18 protein-coding genes and 1 riboswitch are annotated in these 22,293 nt (G+C 29.9%); of the genes, 16 read left to right on the top strand and 2 right to left on the bottom strand.

Annotation, left to right across the window (positions count from 1 at the left end; genetic code table 11):
- Positions 1-2 precede the first annotated feature (2 nt).
- Positions 3-644 carry a MerB-like organometallic lyase SaoL gene (gene saoL / locus CDIF1296T_RS12440; RefSeq protein ID WP_240005879.1) on the top strand — a complete coding sequence of 214 codons (642 nt, stop codon included), beginning with the start codon at positions 3-5 and terminating at the stop codon, positions 642-644.
- Positions 645-780: 136 nt separating this feature from the next.
- On the opposite strand, the gene yidA is transcribed toward saoL, so the two are convergent.
- Positions 781-1,602 (bottom strand): sugar-phosphatase, encoded by an 822-nt coding sequence (gene yidA / locus CDIF1296T_RS12430; RefSeq protein WP_009897541.1) that lies wholly within the window; start codon positions 1,600-1,602, stop codon positions 781-783.
- A 492-nt stretch (positions 1,603-2,094) separates the two neighbouring features.
- Here yidA and CDIF1296T_RS12425 point away from each other — a divergent pair, with 492 nt between their 5' ends.
- From CDIF1296T_RS12425 to CDIF1296T_RS12375, 11 genes are all read left to right on the top strand, one after another.
- Positions 2,095-3,789 (top strand): M3 family oligoendopeptidase, encoded by a 1,695-nt coding sequence (locus CDIF1296T_RS12425; protein ID WP_009897540.1) that lies wholly within the window; start codon positions 2,095-2,097, stop codon positions 3,787-3,789.
- 331 nt (positions 3,790-4,120) lie between these two features.
- Positions 4,121-4,231: riboswitch (glycine riboswitch) on the top strand.
- A gap of 103 nt (positions 4,232-4,334) precedes the next feature.
- Positions 4,335-4,706 (top strand): GrdX family protein, encoded by a 372-nt coding sequence (locus tag CDIF1296T_RS12420; RefSeq protein ID WP_009897539.1) that lies wholly within the window; start codon positions 4,335-4,337, stop codon positions 4,704-4,706.
- A gap of 94 nt (positions 4,707-4,800) precedes the next feature.
- Positions 4,801-5,748, top strand: a complete 948-nt coding sequence (gene trxB, locus CDIF1296T_RS12415; protein WP_003416869.1) for a thioredoxin-disulfide reductase — start codon at positions 4,801-4,803, stop codon at positions 5,746-5,748.
- Positions 5,749-5,832: 84 nt separating this feature from the next.
- Positions 5,833-6,150: a thioredoxin TrxA gene (gene trxA / locus CDIF1296T_RS12410; RefSeq protein ID WP_003416870.1), complete on the top strand. Its 318-nt coding sequence runs from the start codon at positions 5,833-5,835 to the stop codon at positions 6,148-6,150.
- Between the two features lie 268 nt (positions 6,151-6,418).
- Positions 6,419-7,705, top strand: a complete 1,287-nt coding sequence (locus CDIF1296T_RS12405) for a glycine/sarcosine/betaine reductase component B subunit (protein ID WP_003416871.1) — start codon at positions 6,419-6,421, stop codon at positions 7,703-7,705.
- A gap of 111 nt (positions 7,706-7,816) precedes the next feature.
- Positions 7,817-8,290: a glycine/sarcosine/betaine reductase complex selenoprotein A gene (grdA, locus tag CDIF1296T_RS12400; RefSeq protein ID WP_011861535.1), complete on the top strand. Its 474-nt coding sequence runs from the start codon at positions 7,817-7,819 to the stop codon at positions 8,288-8,290.
- 31 nt (positions 8,291-8,321) lie between these two features.
- On the top strand, positions 8,322-9,632 hold the full coding sequence (grdB, locus tag CDIF1296T_RS12395) for a glycine reductase complex selenoprotein B (protein ID WP_011861534.1): 1,311 nt from the start codon (positions 8,322-8,324) through the stop codon (positions 9,630-9,632).
- 256 nt (positions 9,633-9,888) lie between these two features.
- Positions 9,889-11,421 carry a glycine/sarcosine/betaine reductase complex component C subunit beta gene (grdC, locus tag CDIF1296T_RS12390; RefSeq protein ID WP_009897537.1) on the top strand — a complete coding sequence of 511 codons (1,533 nt, stop codon included), beginning with the start codon at positions 9,889-9,891 and terminating at the stop codon, positions 11,419-11,421.
- A gap of 10 nt (positions 11,422-11,431) precedes the next feature.
- Positions 11,432-12,577 carry a glycine/sarcosine/betaine reductase complex component C subunit alpha gene (gene grdD / locus CDIF1296T_RS12385; protein ID WP_018112849.1) on the top strand — a complete coding sequence of 382 codons (1,146 nt, stop codon included), beginning with the start codon at positions 11,432-11,434 and terminating at the stop codon, positions 12,575-12,577.
- A gap of 309 nt (positions 12,578-12,886) precedes the next feature.
- Positions 12,887-13,966 (top strand): M24 family metallopeptidase, encoded by a 1,080-nt coding sequence (locus CDIF1296T_RS12380; RefSeq protein ID WP_004454650.1) that lies wholly within the window; start codon positions 12,887-12,889, stop codon positions 13,964-13,966.
- A 112-nt stretch (positions 13,967-14,078) separates the two neighbouring features.
- On the top strand, positions 14,079-14,678 hold the full coding sequence (locus tag CDIF1296T_RS12375; protein ID WP_004454649.1) for a hypothetical protein: 600 nt from the start codon (positions 14,079-14,081) through the stop codon (positions 14,676-14,678).
- Positions 14,679-14,864: 186 nt separating this feature from the next.
- Here CDIF1296T_RS12375 and CDIF1296T_RS12370 read toward each other — a convergent pair whose 3' ends face one another.
- Positions 14,865-15,737, bottom strand: a complete 873-nt coding sequence (locus tag CDIF1296T_RS12370; protein ID WP_009893591.1) for a LysR family transcriptional regulator — start codon at positions 15,735-15,737, stop codon at positions 14,865-14,867.
- Between the two features lie 433 nt (positions 15,738-16,170).
- On the opposite strand from CDIF1296T_RS12370, the gene CDIF1296T_RS12365 reads away from it, so the two are divergent.
- From CDIF1296T_RS12365 to abfD, 4 genes are all read left to right on the top strand, one after another.
- Positions 16,171-17,556: an aspartate-alanine antiporter-like transporter gene (locus CDIF1296T_RS12365; protein ID WP_009890536.1), complete on the top strand. Its 1,386-nt coding sequence runs from the start codon at positions 16,171-16,173 to the stop codon at positions 17,554-17,556.
- A 26-nt stretch (positions 17,557-17,582) separates the two neighbouring features.
- Entirely contained in the window at positions 17,583-19,127 is a 1,545-nt protein-coding gene (locus CDIF1296T_RS12360; protein WP_004454647.1) for an acetyl-CoA hydrolase/transferase family protein, read from the top strand.
- Between the two features lie 30 nt (positions 19,128-19,157).
- Complete coding sequence (locus tag CDIF1296T_RS12355; RefSeq protein ID WP_004454646.1) at positions 19,158-20,549, top strand: aldehyde dehydrogenase family protein; 1,392 nt, start codon at positions 19,158-19,160, stop codon at positions 20,547-20,549.
- Positions 20,550-20,741: 192 nt separating this feature from the next.
- Positions 20,742-22,238 (top strand): 4-hydroxybutyryl-CoA dehydratase/vinylacetyl-CoA-Delta-isomerase, encoded by a 1,497-nt coding sequence (abfD, locus tag CDIF1296T_RS12350; protein ID WP_003430738.1) that lies wholly within the window; start codon positions 20,742-20,744, stop codon positions 22,236-22,238.
- Positions 22,239-22,293: the final 55 nt, after the last annotated feature.

Below are 22,293 nucleotides of genomic sequence, written 5' to 3'. Positions count from 1 at the left end.
ACATGAGTCAAATAGAAAAATACAATAGTTTGAATAATACACAACAGAAAATAAGAATCTCTATTATGGATATGATAATAGATAAAGGTTCTAGTGTTACACTTCAAGAAGTGACTGAATATGTAAGTAAAAAGTTGAATATAGAAAAAGAATATATAGAAAGGACACTACAATATTTTATTTATAAAAATATAATGGTTGTTGATGGGAATAGTATAAATTTTATATATCCTGTATCAGCATTGCCAACAAATCATAAAGTAACTTTGAGAGATAATAGAAGTTTCAGTGCAATGTGTGCTATAGATGCTATAGGAACCTCTTGCACATTCAACCAAGATATAAAAATAAACTCTATTTGTAGTGCTACAGGTAAGGAAATAGAAGTAATTATAAAAAATGAAAAGATTGAGTATGTGAATAATCCAAACTTAAGAGTGCTTCATATAAATCTTGATAAGCATCTAAATTGGGCTGCTAGTTGCTGAAATATAATGAATTTCTTCTGGACGAAGAGTGATTTTGATGCTTGGACAAACGAAGCGGGATTATCTGATGATGAAGATATATATTGTTTAGATATTAATGAGGCAATAGTAGAATCATATAAAATATTTAAACTCAAACAAAAGGTACTATCATAGATATACATATATGAAAAACTAAAAATGACCTTTAGATAAAAATGATAGGTAATATCCATACTATATAAATTAGTATAGAGTAGGGATGTGAAAAGTATTTAAATCTAAAGGTATATTTTTAGTTTTTTTTAGATGATTAGATAGCCTTATTAAGTATATATTTATTTATAACCTTTGCAACTCCATTTTCATTATTAGTATCAGTAACATAATCTGCAATTTCCTTTATACTATTACGTGCATTCCCCATAGCCACACCAAGACCTGCATACTTTATCATATGTTGGTCATTTTCTTCATCGCCAACAGCAATAGCATTTTCTATAGGTATATTTAGATTCATACATAATGTTTTAAGAGCAGTTCCTTTATTAGTAGTTTTACCTAAAAATTCTAGATAAAAAGGAGCAGACCTTACTATAGTATATTTATTGAATAAATTTTTAGGTAGTTGCTGTATGATTTCTTCCAATCTTTCTGGTTCATCAACTATCATAATTTTACAGATTTTAATAGATTCATCAATTTTATCTTTTTGTATATATTTGACTTCTATATTATTTAATTTCGCTTCATGAAGTGTATATTTGCCAGGCGTTTCATTTGGTGTAATTAAATTTGTCATTGTATTTATGTGTATTTTAGTCTTATATTTTTTACAAACGTTATTATATATAAAATCAAAATCATCTAAACTCATTTCTACATCATGTATGATTTTCTCACTTTTAACTTCTTGAATAATTGCTCCATTAAAGCATATAACATAATCACCTTCATCTGTTAAATTTAGTTGATTTAGAAGTTCTTTTACACCAGGAAGAGGTCTGCCTGTTGTTATAACTACTTTTGCCCCAGCCCTTTTTGCCTCCTGAATGGACTCAAAGACTTCAGGAGTAATCCTTTTTTGTGTATTTAATATTGTTCCATCAATGTCTAGTGCGATTAATTTGTACATATCAACCTCCAATAAATTATATACTCAAATTTCCTGTGAAAACGTTGACACAGCTAGTGTTGAACAAAGTTTCAGTGGGAAATATGGTTTGTTTTGTATACTATTATATCAAGAGATAAGTAATTTATAAAGTTTAATAATATTAATTTTTTGATAAAAATATTACTTATGTGAGATGAGAATGTAAAAACTTTGTAATCAATAATTCCAAAATTCTTAATTACAAATAATGGTATCGTTTGCATTGTTAATATAAATAAATGTATATTATATAGTTAGAAGTTTGAATAAATAGACTGATGGTAATTTGTTATATTAGTTAGTTTTGTGTTATAAAATATTGTAATTCCATTAATCATATGTTATTATTCAACATGATTATAATATAAAGAATATTTGATATATATAATAATTTATAAAAGAGTATTACATAGTACATGTAAATCTATATTTATAAATACAATAAAGTAAAGTTGTAAAGGAGTGCTTTAAATGAAGTTTTCAGAGTTTAAGTATGAAAGACCCAATTATAATAGTATGAAAAAAGAGTTTTTGAGTTGTGTAGAAGATATAAATAATTCTCGTAATTATAAAGAGCAACAAAAAAATATACATAAGATTAATTTATTAAGAAATAAAATAGAAACGTTGTCAAATATAGCTTCGATAAGATATAGTACAGACACATTTAATAAATTCTACAAAGAAGAAAAAAATTATTGGGATGAATATATGCCTTTGTATGAAGAATTAAATTCATATTTTTATAATGCCATTGTAAATTCAAAATTTAAATATGATTTGATAAAAGAGTTTGGAGAGCAATTTTTCACAATAGTAGAGTATTCTTTAAAAAGTTTTTCCAAAGAAATAATAAGTGAATTGCAGGAAGAAAATAAATTGTGTTCAGAGTATACTAGACTTTTAGCTTCAGCTGAGATAATGTTTGATGGGAAAATAAGAAATTTATCTGGTATGGGGAAATTCATGTATTCTAAGAATAGAAAAACAAGAGAATTAGCAAACAAAGCATATTATAATTTCTTTGAAGAAAATGAAACTAAATTTGATGACATATTTGATAAATTGGTTAAACTTAGAGATAAGATGTCTAAAAAATTAGGTTTTGAAGATTTTGTAGAGCTTGGGTATGTTAGAATGATGAGAAGTGACTACAGAGAATATATGATAAAAAATGTTAGAAAACAAGTACTAAAATATGTTGTTCCAATGGCAAATGAGCTTTATGAAAAACAAGCTAAAAGAATTGGTCTAGAATATTTAAGTTACATAGATGAAGGCGTGGAATTTTTAACAGGAAATGCAAGTTTAAAGGGAGATTCAAGATACATAATTCAAAATGGTAAAAGGATGTATTCTGAACTGTCAAAAGAAACAAATGAATTTTTTGATTTTATGTTAGAAAATGAACTTATGGATTTAGAAACGAAGAAAGGAAAAGGAGCTGGAGGGTATTGTACTTATATACCAGATTATAAATCACCATTCATTTTTTCTAATTTTAATCAAACTGCTGATGATATAGATGTGTTAACACATGAGGCAGGACATGCATTTCAGTTGTATATGTCTAGATGGATTGATATGCCAGAAATTAATTTTCCAACGCTTGATAGTTGTGAAATCCATTCAATGAGTATGGAATTTATAACATGGCCGTGGATGGATTTATTTTTTAAAGAAGATACAGATAAGTACAAATTCACTCACTTATCATCTTCAATTAAATTTATACCTTATGGAGTAATTGTTGATGAATTTCAACACTATATTTACAAAAATCCTAATGTAGATAAGTCAAAACGAAAAGAAATCTGGAGATTTTTAGAGAAAATATACTTACCTCATAGAAAATATGGTGATAATTCTTTTTTAGAGAGAGGTTGTTGGTGGTTTAAACAAGGACATATATTTAAAAATCCGTTTTATTATATAGATTATGTATTAGCTCAAATTTGTGCGTTACAATTTTGGAAAAAAATGATTCAAGATAGAGATGCAGGATGGAAAGATTATATAAATATCTGTAAAGTTGGAGGAACAAAATCATTTTTAGATATTGTGAGTATGGGAAATTTGTATTCTCCATTTGATGATGGCTGTATTGAGTCTATTATAGGTGATGTTAAATCTTGGTTTGATGAAATAAATGACAGCAAATTATAAAAAATTATGAGAATTTTATTGTATAAAAGTGAAAAATTAAAAAATATATAAAAAGTGATTATTTGTTGTGAAAATAGTCTTGTTTTTAACTAAATTGATAAAATAAACTAAAAAAGATTTGTACTTAAAAAAAAAAGAAAATACAAGAAATATGCAATATCAACATTTGGAAAAAAAAGTAAAAATGTATACAAAATACATATAAAAAAACTATTGCAAATTTTATAGAATGTTTATATACTTAAGTCAACAGAGATAGAAAAAAGCTATTTATAGAAAACAAAGGATAAATTGCTTAATTTTAAATTTTCTGAAAAAAATAATAATCCGGATGAAGAGTATGGGAGACTGCTTTATAAAAAGCGACCGAAGGGACAAGTTTAATCTTACTTACCCAAAAGATTAGATGAAATTCTCAGGTAAAGGTGACTGTACTTGGACGGGGCTCTGAAAATGATTTTAACAGGGAAGACAAATTGGGAGATTTGTTTTTCCTGTTTTTTATTTATCAAGTAATAAATAAAAGTTTGAAAGAGAGTAAAAAAATGATAATAATTACGAATAATCCAAAAGTAAAAGAAGAAGTTCAAGGCAGAGAAGTTTTGTTTAAAGACACAACTTATATTGGAATCTTAGAAGCAAGTAGAGATTTGATACATGAAGGTTATGAACTTTTATCTCATCCACTCTATGGGAGTGTAAAGCCAAATGAAACACCTTACAGGACTGTTATACTAAAGAAAGGAAATCGTTTGGATATAAACTCTTTAACCTTAATTGAAGAAGCAATCATCACTGCAAGTAAATTTCAGAATAATAAAAAGACTCCAAAATGGACAGAAAGTGTTCAAGATGATTTTAGAGTAATTGATTATGATATATTTTATAATACAATACAAAGAATGCAGTATGAATAAAAAAATTGTTAAAAAGTTATTAAAACAGCCTAAATATTAAATCTAATTTAATATTAAATAAAATGAGAAATTTAATTGGGGAGGATAAGTCAAAATGGAAAATGTGTATGACTTAGTAATAATTGGTTCAGGACCAGCAGGGCTTGCAGCAGGTCTTTATGGAGCAAGAGCAAAGTTAAAAACTCTAATCCTAGAAAAAGACAAGACTGGTGGACAAATTGTAATAACACATGAAATTGCAAATTATCCAGGGTCAGTTCCAAATGCAACAGGACCAAGTTTAATAGCTAGAATGGTTGAACAGTGTAAAGAGTTTGGAGCAGAAATGCTAAGAGACAACATTGTTGATACTGAGCTAGATGGAGATATAAAAGTTTTAAAAGGGGAAAAGGCAGAATATAGAGCAAAAGCAGTAATAATAGGAACAGGAGCAACACCAAGAAAGATTGGTTGTCCTGGAGAAAAAGAACTTACTGGTAAAGGGGTTTCATATTGTGCAACTTGTGATGCAGATTTCTTTGAAGATTTTGAAGTATTTGTTGTAGGTGGAGGAGACAGTGCATTAGAAGAAGCAATGTATTTAACTAAATTTGCTAGAAAAGTAACAATTGTACATAGAAGACAAGGATTTAGATGTGCTAAGAGTGTTGAAGAAAAAGCAAAAGCTAATCCAAAGATAGAGTTTTTATTAGATACAGTAATTGAAGAAATCAAAGGTGATGGAATATTAGAATCAGTTGTATTTAAAAATAAAGTTACTGGAGAAACTCATGAATACTTTGCAGATGAAGAAGATGGAACAATGGGAGTATTTGTGTTCGTTGGATTAGATGCTCAAACTGATTTATTCAAAGGTAAAGTTGATATGGATGAAAAAGGTTACATAATAACTGATGAAGATATGAGAACTAACATACCAGGCGTATTTGCAGCAGGAGATTGTAGATCTAAGACTCTAAGACAGGTTGTAACTGCAACTAATGATGGAGCAATTGCATCTATAGTAGCTGAGAAATACATTGATGAAAAATTTGGGAACTAGAATCTGTAAATTAAGAAATAGTGTCTGTAAATTTAATGAATAATATTTAAAATTAAAATAAAAATTTCAAGGGGGAATAAGAAAATGTTAGATTTAGATAAGGCTACATTTGAAGAAGAAGTTTTAAATGCAGAAGGTTTTGTATTTGTTGATTTTTGGAGTGAAGGTTGTGAGCCTTGTAAAGCTTTAATGCCAGATGTTCATAAATTAGCTGAGACTTATGGGGATAAAATAAAATTCTGTAAGATGGATACAACAAAAGCTAGAAGATTAGCTATAAAACAAAAAGTATTAGGTCTTCCAACTATGGCTATATACAAAGATGGAGAAAAAGTAGACGAAGTTACTAAGGATGATGCTACAGTTCCTAATATAGAAAACATGATTAAAAAATATCTTTAATATGTTGATAAATTATTAACATTAAAAGAAAAAATCTATTTTTATCTGAAGATAAGAAGAAAAAGGTTTTTATGTCCAACTTTGTTAAAAAAATAATTTTAAATAAAATAATTTTTTTACAATAAATATTTTTTAGTAATAAAATAAAGATTTAAGGCATAAAAACACAATAATATATCTTTAAAAAAATAAGATAAATTGTAAAATGATATAATTTTGAGAAAAACTCAAATGCATATACACAAATTAAATAACAGGAGGTGCAAGTATGCGTCTTGAATTAGGGAAAATCTTTATAAAAGATATTCAATTTGGTGATGTAACAGAAGTAAAAGATGGAGTATTATTCATCAATAAGCAAGAGATGCTACAAGAAATTGGTGGAGATGAGCATATTAAATCTATAGATATAGAATTAGCTCGTCCAGGTGAAAGCGTAAGAATAACACCTGTAAAAGATGTTATTGAGCCAAGAGTAAAAGTTGAAGGTAATGGGGGAATCTTCCCTGGTATCATGTCTAAAGTTGACACTGTAGGAGAAGGAAAAACTCATGCTTTAAAAGGTGTAGCTGTTGTAACTACTGGAAAAATAGTAGGTTTCCAAGAAGGTATAATAGACATGACTGGAGAAGGAGCTAAGTACACTCCATTTTCTAAATTAAATAATGTAGTAGTAATAGCTGAACCTATTGATGGTTTAAAACAATACGCTCATGAAAAAGCTGTTAGAATGATAGGATTCAAAGCAGCAATGTACTTAGGAGAAGTAGCAAGAAATCTTACTCCAGATGAAGTTTCAGTATATGAAACTAAACCTCTTCTTGAATCAATAAAAGAATATCCAGAGCTTCCAAAAGTAGGATATGTTTACATGCTTCAGACTCAAGGTTTATTACATGATACTTATGTATATGGAGTAGATGCAAAACAAATAGTACCAACTTTATTATATCCAACAGAATTAATGGACGGAGCAATTGTAAGTGGTAACTGTGTTTCTGCATGTGACAAAAACCCAAGTTATGTTCATATAAACAATGGGGTTGTTGAAGACTTATATGCAAGACATGGTAAAGATATAAACTTTGTAGGTGTAATTATAACTAATGAAAATGTTTATCTAGCAGATAAAGAAAGATCTTCAAACTGGACTTCTAAATTATGTAAATATTTAGGATTAGATGCAGTTATAGTTTCACAAGAAGGTTTTGGAAATCCTGATACTGACCTTATAATGAACTGTAAGAAGATAGAAATGCAAGGTGTTAAAACAGTTATAGTTACAGATGAATATGCTGGACGTGATGGAGGTTCTCAATCACTTGCAGATGCAGATGTAAGAGCTGATGCTGTTGTAACAGGTGGAAATGCCAACCAAGTTGTAGTTCTTCCTAAGTTAGATAAAGTTATTGGACATTTAGAAGTAGTAGATGTAATAGCTGGTGGTTCTGATGGAAGTTTAAGAGCTGATGGAACTATTGAAGTTGAAATCCAAGCTATAACAGGTGCAACTAATGAAACAGGATTTGGTCATTTAACTGCTAAAGGATATTAAGAAGTATTTTATTAAACGATTGAGTAATGTTAATAAAACATATTATAGATAATTATAATAAGTGTTATAGATATATAAAAATATATTAGAAATATAATAAGGAGGATTATTATGAGTTTACTTAGTAATAAAAAGGTTCTTATAATAGGTGACCGTGATGGTATACCAGGACCTGCGATAGAAGAATGTGTAAAAACAGTAGAAGGAGCAGAGGTTGTTTTCTCATCTACAGAATGCTTTGTCTGAACAGCTGCTGGGGCTATGGACTTAGAAAATCAAAACAGAGTTAAAGATGCTGCTGATAAATTCGGAGCTGAAAATGTTGTGATTTTACTAGGTGCTGCTGAAGCCGAAGCTGCAGGTCTTGCAGCCGAAACAGTAACTGCTGGAGATCCAACTTTCGCTGGACCACTTGCTGGAGTTGCCTTAGGATTAAGTGTTTACCACGTTGTTGAGGAACCAATAAAATCATTATTTGATGAAAGTGTATATGAGGACCAAATAAGTATGATGGAAATGGTTTTAGAAGTTGAAGAAATAGAAGAAGAAATGTCTGGTATAAGAGAAGAATTTTGTAAATTTTAATGCCTAAAAGCAAAAGGGGTGAAACTAAGAGATGGGAAAACTAAAAGCAGTACATTATATTAATCAGTTCTTTGCTGGTATAGGTGGAGAAGAAAAAGCTGATACTAAGCCACATGTGGCAGAAACTTTACCTCCAATAAGTTTACAACTTGATAAATTATTAGGTGAAGATATTGAAATAGTTGGAACAGTAGTTTGTGGAGATAGCTATTTCAATGAAAATATAGATAGTGCAAGTGAAGAAGTTTTATCAATGGTAAAAGGTTTTGAACCACAACTTTTCATAGCTGGTCCTGCATTTAATGCTGGTAGATATGGGGTTGCTGCTGGAACAATAACTAAAGTTGTAAAAGATGCTTTGAATATACCAGCTTTAACAGGTATGTATGTTGAAAATCCAGGAGCAGATATGTTCAAAAAGGATGTTTATGTAGTAGAAACTTCTGATTCTGCAGCAGGTATGAGAAAGGCACTTCCTAAGATAGCTAAACTTGCAGTAAAACTTGCTAATGGAGAAGAAATTGGAACTCCTAAAGATGAAGGATACATAGCTAGAGGAATAAGAGTTAACTACTTCCATGAAGACAGAGGTTCTAAGAGAGCTGTTGACATGTTAGTTAAGAAAATAAAAGGTGAACCATTTGAAACTGAATACCCAATGCCAAACTTTGATAGAGTTGACCCAAGTAAAGCTGTAAAAGATTTATCAAAATGTAAAATAGCTTTAGTTACTTCTGGTGGTATAGTTCCAAAAGGAAATCCAGATAGAATAGAGTCTTCTTCAGCTTCTAAATATGGAACTTATTCTATAGCAGGAGTTATGGATTTAACAGAAGAGACTTATGAAACTGCACATGGTGGATATGACCCAGTGTATGCAAATTTAGATGCAGATAGAGTATTACCTGTTGATGTTCTTAGAGATTTAGAAAAAGAAGGTGTAATTGGAAAATTACATGAGACTTTCTATACAACTGTAGGTAATGGTACATCTGTTGCAAACTCTAAAAAATATGCTTCTGAAATTGGAGCAGCATTAGTGGCTGATGGTGTAGATGCAGTAATATTAACTTCTACATGAGGTACTTGTACTCGTTGCGGTGCAACGATGGTAAAAGAAATAGAAAAAACTGGACTTCCAGTAGTTCATATGTGTACAGTAGTACCTATTTCATTAACAGTAGGGGCTAATAGAATAGTTCCAACTATAGCAATACCTCATCCACTTGGAAATCCAGCGCTTGACCCTACAGAAGAAAAAGCCCTAAGAAGAGGCCTTGTAGAAAAAGCATTAAATGCTTTAACTACAGAAGTAGATGGTCAAACAGTATTTGAAAAATAAAAATAACACACACATATATTATATAGATAAAAATATAAACACACACTAAAAATAAAAAATAACTATACACAAAAAAAATAATATAGATTTCATGAATGGATAAATTGGAGTTATTCATTCATGAAATCTTAAAAAATGCCAAAATACATAAACAATAATAGAATCAAATATACAATAAAATACAATGATTAGAGCTTTTAATAAGTTTAATAAGATTAAAAAATAAGTGTTCATAAAATTTATGGAGGTGCACAAAATGACTTATCCAGTTTTAAAAGGGGCAGGCTATGTACTTATTCATACTCCAGATATGATAGTGCAAAATGGAAGTACTTGTACAGTTGAAAGAGCAACAAATCCAGATTCAGAATTTTTAAAAGAAGTAAGTAATCATATAAGAAGTTATGAAGATGTAGTTAACTACATGCCAAATCAAGTTTATATAGGAAATAGAAGACCAGAAGAATTAAGAGATTTACCAATGCCATGGTGTGAACAAAAGATTGAGGGAACTAGAAATGGTAAGTTTGGAGAAATAATGCCTCAAGATGAGTTCATAGCTTTAATGCAAATAAGTGATGCATTTGATTTAGTAAAATTATCACAAGAATTTATTGATGAAGTAAAGCCAAAAATCGAAAATAACTACCCTGAAATTGCACCATTTGTAGGTAAATTAAAGGGTGATGATATAGAAGAAGGTAAAGAATTAGTAGCAACACACATAGCTGAAGGATTATACCATGATGGAAAATTTGTTGGTTATGTAAAAAGAGCACATGATGTAGATGTTAACTTAAATGCCCATACAATGTTTGAAAATCTAGTAGTAAAAGCATCTGGAGTTTTATCTGCTATTCAAATGCTAAGACATAGCAAAATAGACCCTGCTGAAATAGATTATGTTATTGAGTGTTCAGAAGAAGCTTGTGGAGATATAAACCAAAGAGGTGGAGGAAACTTTGCTAAATCAATAGCTGAGATAGCAGGACTTCAAAATGCAACTGGTTCTGACACAAGAGGATTTTGTGCAGCACCAACTCATGCATTAATTCAAGCAGCAGCTTTAGTAAAAGCTGGTATACATAAAAATGTAATGGTAGTAGCAGGTGGAGCAAGTGCTAAACTTGGAATGAATGCTAAAGACCATGTTAAAAAAGGTCTTCCTGTACTTGAAGATGTTGTTGGAGGATTTGCAGTACTTGTATCTGAAAATGATGGTGTAAATCCAGTTATAAGAACTGATTTAACAGGTAAGCATACTGTTGGAACTGGTTCTTCACCACAAGCAGTTATGACAGCACTTATAACTTCAGGTCTTGATAGAGCTAATTTAAAAATAACAGATGTTGATGTGTATTCAGTTGAAATGCAAAACCCAGATATAACTAAGCCAGCAGGAGCAGGAGATGTTCCAGAAGCAAACTACAAAATGATAGGGGCACTTGCTGTTAAACGTGGAGACTTAGAAAAGAAAGAATTGAAAGATTTTGTTTCTAACAAAGGATTACCAGGATGGGCACCAACTCAAGGACATATACCATCAGGAGCTCCTTATATAGGATTTTTAATAGATGATTTAACTACAGGAAATAGAAATAGAGCTATGATAGTTGGAAAAGGTAGTTTATTCTTAGGAAGAATGACTAACTTATTTGATGGAGTATCTTTTATAGCTGAAAGAAATACAGGTGTTACTGAAGAGACTTCAGGAATATCTAAGGATGAAATTAAGAAGATAATAGCTGAATCTATGAAAAAACTAGCATTAGATATGTTAGAAGAATAGGGGTGAGGATATGTCAAAAAAAGTAATCGCAGATGTATTCTTAGAAGTAGCTAATGCAATAGAAAGCGGCGAATTTGGCAAAAAAGTAAAAATTGGTGTTACTACACTTGGAAGTGAACATGGTGTAGAAAACATGGTTAATGGTGCACAATTAGCAAAATCTAATTTATTTGATATTGTGCTTATTGGACCAAAAGTGGAAACTGACCTTGAAGTAGTTGAAGTTAATGATGAAAAAGAAATGCATGCAAAAATGGAAGAATTATTAGATTCAGGATATATTGATGCTTGTGTTACTATGCATTATAATTTTCCAATAGGTGTATCTACAGTAGGTAGAGTAATAACTCCAGCAAAAGGAAAAGAAATGATACTTGCAACAACAACAGGAACAAGTGCTACTAATAGAATAGAGGCAATGGTAAGAAATGCCATTTATGGTATTGCTACAGCTAAATCAATGGGTAACAAATGCCCAAAAGTTGGAATACTTAATGTTGATGGAGCAAGACAAGTTGAGAAGTGCTTAAAAGAATTAAAAGATAATGGATATGACATGGAGTTTGCGGATTCAATTAGAGCAGATGGTGGATGTGTAATGAGAGGTAATGATTTACTTGTAGGTGCACCTGATGTTATGGTTACTGATACATTATCTGGAAATATATTTATGAAAGTATTTTCTTCATATACTACAGGTGGAGATTATGAAGCTCAAGGCTTTGGATACGGACCTGGAGTTGGAGAAGACTATGATAGAAAGGTACTTATAGTATCAAGAGCATCAGGTTCTCTGGTAGTAGCAAATGCTTTAAAATACGCTTATGATGTTGTAAAGGGAGATATAAGTAATGTTGCAAGAAATGAATTTGCAAAGGTTAAAAAAGCAAAATTTGATGACATTATATCCTCTCTTACTAAAAAAGAAGTTAAAGCTGAAAAAGTAGAAGTTAAAATGCCAGATAAGGAAATTGTTACTCGTCAAATAGCTGGTGTTGATATAATGGATTTAGAAGATGCAGTATCTGAGTTATGGAAAAACGGAATCTATGCTGAAAGTGGTATGGGTTGTACAGGTCCAATAGTTTTAGTAAATGAAGCTAAAGGAGACTTAGCAGTTGAAACTTTAGTTAAAGCTGGATATACTGCAAAATAAGTACATTTTTTATATGTAAATAAGAACATATAGTTATAATTTTATTGATTATAATTATATGTTCTTTTTATTTTATATCTTGTCAATATTTATATATTAACACAATCCATTTATTTGATTCTCTAGCTAATTTATTATATTTATTCAATTAAAATTAAGCTTTCTAACTAAATAAAAACTAATGAAGTATTAAAATGAAATTGATAAAATATGAAAAAATTTTAGGAATAAAGTATCTGTTAGATAAAAATAAGATTAATTAGTGATATAATATAATTAAGATAAAATTTATTATTTGGAGGTAAAATCATGAGCAGAGTAAAAAATGTAGTAGAATTGTTGGAAACTAAAGGTGTTGATGCACTATATCTAACAAAGAAAACTAATGTAAACTATATAAGTGGTTTTCCTGATGAAGAAGCATATGCAGTGATTTGCAAAGATGGAAACTTTTTAGTTACTGATAGTAGATATATGGAGCTTGCAGAAAAGGTTTGCAAAGATTTTGAAATTATAAATTGGCATAATTTTGATAGAAGTGTGGCAAAGGCAGTTAAAAGTGTATGTGATAAAGTGGGTATAAAGAAACTTGGGTTTGAAAGAACTAATATAGTGTTTGATAAATATGAAGAACTTAAAAATCTGATTGAGAAGGATAATGGAGAATTAATACCTACAGAAAATATTGTAGAGACTTTGAGATATGTAAAAGACAAAGATGAAATCAAAAATACAAGAAAAGCTTGTGAAATAGCGGATAAGGCATTAGAAGAATTGATTCCACATATAAAAGCTGGAGTTAGCGAAATTGAACTGGCTACAAAGTTAGAGTACTTTATGAAAATGAACGGAGCACAAAATATAGGGTTTGAAACTATACTGATATCAGGAGCAAAGACTTCATTGCTTCATGGTAAGCCTAGTGATAAGATTATAGAAAAAGGTGATTTTGTACTTATAGACTATGGTGCTATGTATAATGGCTATATATCTGATACAACTAGAACTTTTATAGTTGGAGGAGCTTCTGAAAAGCAATTAGAAATATATAATTTAGTTAAGGAAGCTCAAAATGTAGGGGTTGAGAACATGAAAGCTGGTGTACATGCGACAATTCCAGATGCTGAGATAAGAAAAGTTGTCAAAAAATATGAAGACTATTACTATCAAGGTATAGGACATGGAGTCGGTAGAGATGTTCATGAAGAACCTTTCATTGGTAATTATGGTGATAAAATCATAGAAGAGGGATGTATAATAACAATGGAACCAGGTATTTATTTCCCTGGATGGGGTGGAGTTAGAATAGAAGATACTGTTTTGATTACTAAAAATGGTCCAGAAAGACTTACTAAATTCCCTAAAGATTTGATGATTTTAGACAAATAATTTAATTTATATATATTTTTTTACATAAAATATAACATAATCTCACTATTAAGCTCTATTTACATATTATAGTAAAGAGGGCTTAATTTTATTGTGAGAGGTGATAGTATATATGTATAAAAAACATAAATTTATAAAAAATATAAAAAAAGCCTGGTATAAAATTAAATTAATTGATAGATGCCTTATAATTGTAATGGCAATATTAATGTTTCAATCTATATATAATTTATTTGTTAATGAAGTAAATTCACAAGATACTACAACTATTGATGTAGTAGTAAGAACCACTTCAGCAGCTATATTTGGGTATTTTTTAAGTGCTAATTTTATAAAGAGACCTTTAAGGAAGTATACAAATACTGATGTATCTTCAAATCTTTTTATAGATAATAATTTATCCCCAAAAGGTCAAGAGTCTAATCAAAATAATATAATGAATGTCAAAAATACCATTGGATTTACTTCAGAAGCTGATAATTATGAAAAGAAAATACCTATTAATAATAATGAAGGTTTTGAAGAAGGAGAAACTAGTGAATTGCAAATTATTATAGCTACTGTAATTTGTATAGTAGCATTAACAGTACTTTTTGTTGTAAGAAATTTTACAACTACAACATCAGCTTCTTTAGGTACTATTTCACAGATGAGAGATTTTGTCTCAGGATGCGTGGGTTTTTTGCTAGGTTGTCCAAGTAAACCTGATTAAAAAAGTATTATCAATAAAAGGTATTTTAAAAAGTATCAGTATAATAATATTTAGATTTAAATGTATACAATTATAATTCTATAACATTCTATATTGTATTTTTATACTGATACTCTAAACTATACTATTTATTAAAATATTTTAACATTGTATTTAAACAAAATATTATATCTGTATAATATAAATTTAGTTTATATGAATAGATGCCATATACTCAATAAAAAGTTTCATACTATGAGATATGTATTGATTTCTTCTCCAAAGAACCCCAATATTTGCAGTAATTGCACGTTCTAATGGTATTGAACAGAGATTTTCTGTATTTTGAAATATTTCTTTATACAATATTGTTGAAGCCAAGTCATTTTCTAGTAAATAACGTATGGTAGAAAGTTGATTTGAGTGTAAAATTATATTTGGCTTAGCTTTTTCAAGTCTTTTTGTAATAATCTTATAGTGATAAGAACCTTCAGATAAGATTACAAAAGGTACATTTTTTAACATATAATTCGATATAATAGGATGTTTTGCCAATTCATTTTTGGGATTTGTAACTAAGTATAATTCTGTTTTATAGATTGTCTTTGAATCTATATCATCATAAATATCACTGTCAATTATACCAATACAAAAATCAAGTGTAGATTCTTCAATCATTTTAGCTCCAACAAATGTTGGAACTTCAAAAATTTTAAGCTCTATATCTGGATAAATTACATTAAATCTAGGAAGTATTTTTGAAAGCAAAAACGTACCTAAAACTGTAGGAATACCTATTTTGAGAGAAGCTTTTCTCTTTTTTCCTAAATCAAGTGCGTCACATTGAAAATCCTCAAATTGTTTTATAAAATGTTTTGACTTGTCTAAAAAAATTTTTCCTTCAGGCGTTAACTCTATTTTATTACCTATTCTGTAAAAAAGTTCAAAGCCAAGTTCTTTTTCTAATTCTTTAATTGCTAATGTTATGGATGGTTGAGAAATATGAATACTTTCCGCAGCCTTAGTCATGTTTTTATATTTACAGACAGTTTGAAAATAGTATAAATAGTTTATATTCATTTGGTATTAGTTCCTTTCATTTACATATTAGTGACAAGTATATAATTAACAATAGCATAAGTTTTGTATATTGTTGTAAAAAAATAGAATAGTTTTAAACTATCATAGCATAAGTTTTTGATATTTTCAATCTATTAAGAATAGTGCTATTATTAAATTAACAAAAGAGAATAGCTGGTATGGTTTAGAGTAAATCAATCTATATTACAGTTATATCAACGAATATCAAAAAATTATCTATTAAAAAATAAAAATTATTTTTACAATTAAATTGTTAATTAAATCATAAAGAAAAAAGTGATATTAACAAGATAAAATTTTTTTAATCAGAAATGTTAATTTAATAACAAAATAGAGTATTGGGGAGAAAGGAGAAATATATTTTTTAATAATATTTGTTAATTTAATAACAAAAATGAAAGGGAGTGATTTAGTGAAGTTTGAATTGATGGATTTTTTAATGAATCCTTTTGTCCTTATGTTTGCTGCAGTAATTACAGGAATTTTATTTGGAAAAATTAAATTTGGGAAGTTTAATTTTGGGGTATCAGGAGCATTATTTACAGGATTATTTATTGGATGGCTTGCATATAGCTTGGGGAATCTAATAATAGCAAAAGGGGAAACAGCAGCAGGATATAAGGCAGCAACTGTAATGATGGGGAATGGAATTATTTCTTCTGACTTCTTTGATTTCTTTTTAATAATATTTGTTGCAGCAGTTGGTCTATTGGCAGCAAAAGATATGAAAGCTGTATTAAAGAAGTATGGAGCAAGATTTGTAATTTTAGGAGTTCTTATAACTTTTATAGGTGGCTCTATGACTTATGCAATGACTTTACTATCAAGTGATAAAGGAAGTAGTGCTTATGAAGTTTCTGGCGTTTACACAGGAGCATTAACAAGTTCGCCTGGATTAGCTGCTGCTTTAGAAACAGCTGGTAAACATGCAGAAGATGTATCAAAAGAATTTGAAAAAGCATCAATAAAAGATAAAAAAGAAATTTTAAAAGTAGTCGACCCAGAAGGCAAATTGGATGTGAATACAACTACATCACTGACTCAAGAGCAAATAGATAAGTATATTGCATATGCTGAAGCTGGTGTTGGTATAGGTCATGCAGTCGCATATCCTTTTGGAGTTTTAATAGTAATCTTAGGTGTAAATTTCCTTCCAAAATTATTTAGGATGGACCTAAAAGAAGAAAGAAGAAAATATGAGAAGGAAATGAAGGAAGCAAGAGATAGTGTTTCTGGTAAAACGATACCAGAAGTTCCATTTAATATAATAACATTTTTCTTGACATGTTTAGCTGGATACTTAGTTGGAGGAATACATGTATTTATGGGACCACTAGGGTACTTCACACTAGGTGCAACAGGAGGTTCACTAATTGTATCTCTAGTTCTTGGATATATAGGTAAGATAGGGGTAGTAAATTTCAGAATGGAAGAAAAGGTTTTAAATATTTTAAAACAAATAGGGCTAGTATTTTTCTTAGCAATAGTTGGATTAAGATATGGTGGAAAAGTAGTTGATTCAATTATGACATCTGGTATGCACCTAGCCTTAGTAGCAATAGCAGTAGGTGTTACAGCTATGATGATAGGATTCTTAGTTGGCAAATACGTATTTAAATTAAATTGGATTTTATTATCTGGAGCTGTCTGTGGTGGTATGACATCAACACCAGGTCTTGGAGCTGCTGTTGATGCTCTTGATAGTGATGACCCAGCAGCAGGTTATGGCGCTACGTATCCATTTGCATTATTAACTAAAGTTATATTGGTTATAGTTTTACACAAACTTCCAATGTAAATAAGATTTTATATGGGGGGATATTTATGAATAATGAAGGAGCATTTGAAGAATTAAGTGGAAGATTAAGAAATAAAGAATTGTGTGATTTAATAATGAATGCAGATGAAGCTGCTAAAATTATAGAGGATGGCATGGTTATTGGAGTTAGTGGATTTACACCTTCAGGCTATCCAAAAGCAGTACCATTAGCAGTTTCAGAAAGAGCTAAAAGTGGAGAAAAGATAAAATTAACCGTATATTCAGGAGCATCTTTAGGTCCAGAAGTTGATGGAGCATGGTCAGAAGCAGGTATAATTGAAAGAAGACTTCCTTATCAAACTAATTCAATACTTAGAAATAATATTAATAAAGGTGTTGTTGATTATATAGATATGCACCTAAGTCATTCTACTCAATTTTTAAATTATGGAACTATACCTAAAGTAGATGTAGCTATAGTAGAAGCACTTGCAATAACTGAAGAAGGGAATATTATACCAACTAGTGGGATAGGTAATTCTCCATCTTTTATAAAAAGTGCAGATAAAGTAATAGTAGAGATAAATCTTGCAAAACCAATGGAAATGGAAGGTATGGCAGATATATATATTACGGAAAATCCACCAAATAGAAAACCAATAGAAATAAATCATCCTAAGGATAGAATTGGAACAACATATATACCTTGTGGTTTGGATAAAATTGCAGGAGTAGTAATTACCAATATGCAAGATAAGACCCGTCCATTGGGGGTTGTAGATGAAGCTTCGAAAAAAATATCAAATAATATTATTGCTTTTTTAAGAGAAGAAGTAAAGGCAGGCAGATTATCAAAGAATTTACTTCCTCTTCAATCTGGTGTAGGAAGTGTAGCAAATGCAGTATTATATGGATTATGTGAATCTGAATTTGAAAATTTAACTTGTTATACAGAGGTTGTACAGGACTCTATGTTGGATTTAATAAGAATGGGTAAAGTTACAATGGCATCTACTACATCTGTAAGTCCATCTCCAGAAGGATTAATAAAATTTGAAAAAGATATTGATTTTTTTAAGGATAAGATTATATTAAGACCTCAAGAAATTAGTAACAATCCAGAAATAGCCAGAAGAATTGGTGTAATTGCAATGAACACTGCAATTGAAGTTGATATTTATGGAAATGTAAATTCTACTCACATAATGGGGTCAAAGATGATGAATGGAATTGGTGGTTCTGGTGATTTTGCTAGAAATGGAGCAATAACTATATTTAGTACTGAGTCAATTGCAAAAAATGGTGATATATCATCAATAGTACCTATGGTATCTCACGTAGACCACACTGAACATGATGTAATGGTAATTGTAACAGAACAAGGATATGCTGATTTAAGAGGTCTTGCACCTAGAGAAAGAGCTATAAAAATAATAGAAAATTGTGCCCATCCAGATTATAAAGAACAACTTAGGGATTATTTAAATAGAGCTTGTAAAAGTGGAGCAAAACAAACACCTCACATATTGGACGAAGCTTTATCATGGCATAGTAAATTTATGAGTACAGGTACAATGAAAAAGGCTGAAACTTTTAAAAGTGCATTATAAAATATTTAATAAATTGGAGGTAGATTTTAAATGGAAAAAGCAGTGGAAAACTTTGAAGATTTAAGTAAGGAATACATTAATGGTTATATTGAGAGAGCAAGAAAAGCTCAAAGAGAGTTTGAATGTTATACTCAAGAACAAGTAGATAAAATAGTAAAAATAGTTGGAAAAGTAGTGTATTATAATGCTGAATATTTAGCTAAACTTGCTGTAGAAGAGACTGGAATGGGAGTATATGAAGATAAGGTAGCTAAAAATAAAAGCAAAGCAAAAGTTATATATAACAATTTAAAAGATAAAAAATCAGTTGGTATAATTGATATAGATAGAGAAACTGGAATAACAAAGGTAGCTAAACCAGTTGGAGTAGTAGCGGCAATAACTCCTTGTACAAATCCAATCGTTACACCTATGAGCAATGCAATGTTTGCACTTAAGGGAAGAAATGCAATTATTATCACACCTCATCATAAAGCAATTGGATGTAGTACAAAAACTGTAGAGATGATTAATGAAGAATTAGAAAAAATAGGAGCTCCAGAAAATTTAATACAAATACTTGACCAACAATCAAGAGAAAATACAAGAAATTTAATTTCATCAGCAGATGTAGTAATTGCCACTGGAGGAATGGGAATGGTAAAAGCTGCGTACTCAAGTGGAAAACCAGCACTTGGTGTAGGGGCAGGAAATGTTCAATGTATCATAGATAGAGATGTAGACATTAAAGAAGCAGTACCTAAAATCATAGCAGGAAGAATTTTTGATAATGGTATCATTTGTTCAGGTGAACAGTCAGTAATAGTAGCAGAAGAAATGTTTGATAAAATAATGGATGAATTTAAAAATAACAAAGGTTTTATAGTTAGAGATAAAGTACAAAAAGAAGCTTTCAGAAATGCTATGTTTGTAAATAAATCTATGAATAAAGATGCGGTAGGTCAATCAGTTCATACAATTGCAAAAATTGCAGGTGTTGAGATACCAGAAGATACAAAAATAATAGTAATAGAAGCTGATGGACCAGGAGAAGAGGATATTATTGCAAAAGAAAAAATGTGTCCAGTTATATCTGCATACAAGTATAAAAGTTTTGAAGAAGGTGTAGCTATTGCAAAAGCAAATTTAAATGTAGAAGGAAAAGGACATAGTGTATCTATACATTCAAATACAGTTAAAAATATAGAATATGCAGGAGAAAATATAGAAGTATCAAGATTTGTTATTAATCAATGTTGTGCTACTAGTGCTGGAGGAAGTTTCTTTAATGGTCTTGCACCTACTAATACTCTAGGTTGTGGTTCTTGGGGAAATAACAGCATCTCTGAAAATCTTGATTATAAGCATCTAATTAATATTTCTAGAATTGCTTATTATATGCCAGAAAATGAAGTCCCTACAGATGAAGAACTTTGGGGATAAAATTTAGACAAAAAATATTCATTCTAAATTAAAGTAGGAATATATTTTAATTTAGAATGAATTTAAGACATAAATTAAATTTAAATTAGTTTATTGGACTAAATTTAAAATATTAAGAGACATATAGAAGAAGGAAGTATTATAATTTAAAATAAATAAAAAAATCTATAAAAGAGAAGGAGTGGTTTTATTATGGCATTAATGACAGGAGCTCAATATATTGAAAGTTTGAGAAAATTAAATACTAAGGTTTATATGTTTGGTGAAGAGGTTAAGAATTGGGTTGACCATCCTATGATTAGACCATCTATAAATTGTGTAGCAGCAACTTATGACTTAGCTCATGACCCAGAATATGCAGATTTAATGACAGTTACTTCAAATATCACAGGTGAAAAAATAAATAGATTTGGTCATCTTCATCAAAGTGTTGATGATTTGATAAAAAAAGTAAAAATGCAAAGACTATGTGGTCAAAAAACAGCTTCTTGTTTCCAAAGATGTGTTGGTATGGATGCGTTTAATGCAGTGTATTCAACAACATTTGAGTGTGATAAAGCCCATGGAACTAATTATCATGATAATTTTGTAAAATACTTAACTTATATACAAGAAAACGATTTAGTAGTTGATGGAGCTATGACTGACCCTAAGGGAGATAGAAGTCTATCACCTAGTGCTCAACCTGACCCAGATATGTTCCTTCATATAGTAGAAAGAAGAGAAGATGGGATAATTGTAAGAGGAGCAAAGGCACATCAAACTGGTTCAATAAATTCACATGAGCACCTTATAATGCCTACTATAAGTATGACTGAAGCAGATAAAGACTACGCTGTATCATTTGCAGTTCCTTCAGATGCTGAAGGAGTGTTTATGATTTATGGAAGACAATCTTGTGACACTAGAAAATTAGAAGAAGGTGCAGATGTTGATTTAGGAAATAAGGAGTTTGGAGGTCAAGAAGCTTTAGTAGTATTTGATAATGTATTTGTTCCAAATGATAGAATTTTCTTATGTGGAGAATGGGATTTCTCTGGTATGTTAGTAGAGAGATTTGCAGGATACCATAGACAAAGTTATGGTGGATGTAAAGTAGGAGTAGGTGATGTAATAATAGGAGCAGCAGCTTTAGCAGCTGATTATAATGGAGCAAACAAAGCTTCACATATAAAAGATAAACTAATAGAAATGACTCACCTTAATGAAAGCTTATATTGCTGTGGTATAGCATGTTCATCAGAAGGTCACAAAACAGAAGCTGGAAACTATCAAATAGATTTACTTCTTGCAAATGTGTGTAAACAAAATGTAACTAGATTTCCTTATGAAATAGTAAGACTTGCAGAAGATATAGCTGGAGGGCTTATGGTTACTATGCCTTCAGAAAAAGACTTTAAATCAGACCTTAAAGTTGGAACAAGTGGAATGACTATTGGCGAAGTATGTAACAAGTATTTTAAAGCTTCTTCAGTGGCTTCAACAGAAGAAAGAATGAGAATATTAAGATTCTTAGAAAATATATGCCTTGGTTCATCTGCTGTTGGTTATAGAACTGAGTCAATGCATGGGGCAGGTTCACCACAAGCTCAAAGAATAATGATTTCAAGACAAGGAAACATAAATCAAAAGAAAGAATTAGCTAAGAAAATTGCGGGAATAAAAAAAGAGGAAGCTTTAAATTTATAAAAAGTTGATATATAAAGGGAAATTATATATTAATGTGTGTTAATTAATGAAAAAA

The organism is Clostridioides difficile ATCC 9689 = DSM 1296, assembly GCF_001077535.1.
Lineage (GTDB): Bacteria > Bacillota > Clostridia > Peptostreptococcales > Peptostreptococcaceae > Clostridioides > Clostridioides difficile.
Note: the sequence above shows the minus strand (reverse complement) of the source record. Positions and strands in the feature narration are given on the sequence as shown.

Bases quoted from the DNA above. Each gene is read 5' to 3' on its own strand.
- trxA (WP_003416870.1), top strand. From the start codon at position 5,833: ATGTTAGATTTAGATAAGGCTACATTTGAAGAAGAAGTTTTAAATGCA.
- grdD (WP_018112849.1), top strand. From the start codon at position 11,432: ATGTCAAAAAAAGTAATCGCAGATGTATTCTTAGAAGTAGCTAATGCA.
- CDIF1296T_RS12425 (WP_009897540.1), top strand. From the start codon at position 2,095: ATGAAGTTTTCAGAGTTTAAGTATGAAAGACCCAATTATAATAGTATG.
- CDIF1296T_RS12405 (WP_003416871.1), top strand. From the start codon at position 6,419: ATGCGTCTTGAATTAGGGAAAATCTTTATAAAAGATATTCAATTTGGT.
- yidA (WP_009897541.1), bottom strand. From the start codon at position 1,602: ATGTACAAATTAATCGCACTAGACATTGATGGAACAATATTAAATACA.
- grdC (WP_009897537.1), top strand. From the start codon at position 9,889: ATGACTTATCCAGTTTTAAAAGGGGCAGGCTATGTACTTATTCATACT.
- CDIF1296T_RS12355 (WP_004454646.1), top strand. From the start codon at position 19,158: ATGGAAAAAGCAGTGGAAAACTTTGAAGATTTAAGTAAGGAATACATT.
- CDIF1296T_RS12380 (WP_004454650.1), top strand. From the start codon at position 12,887: ATGAGCAGAGTAAAAAATGTAGTAGAATTGTTGGAAACTAAAGGTGTT.
- CDIF1296T_RS12420 (WP_009897539.1), top strand. From the start codon at position 4,335: ATGATAATAATTACGAATAATCCAAAAGTAAAAGAAGAAGTTCAAGGC.
- CDIF1296T_RS12370 (WP_009893591.1), bottom strand. From the start codon at position 15,737: ATGAATATAAACTATTTATACTATTTTCAAACTGTCTGTAAATATAAA.
- CDIF1296T_RS12375 (WP_004454649.1), top strand. From the start codon at position 14,079: ATGTATAAAAAACATAAATTTATAAAAAATATAAAAAAAGCCTGGTAT.
- abfD (WP_003430738.1), top strand. From the start codon at position 20,742: ATGGCATTAATGACAGGAGCTCAATATATTGAAAGTTTGAGAAAATTA.
- CDIF1296T_RS12360 (WP_004454647.1), top strand. From the start codon at position 17,583: ATGAATAATGAAGGAGCATTTGAAGAATTAAGTGGAAGATTAAGAAAT.
- trxB (WP_003416869.1), top strand. From the start codon at position 4,801: ATGGAAAATGTGTATGACTTAGTAATAATTGGTTCAGGACCAGCAGGG.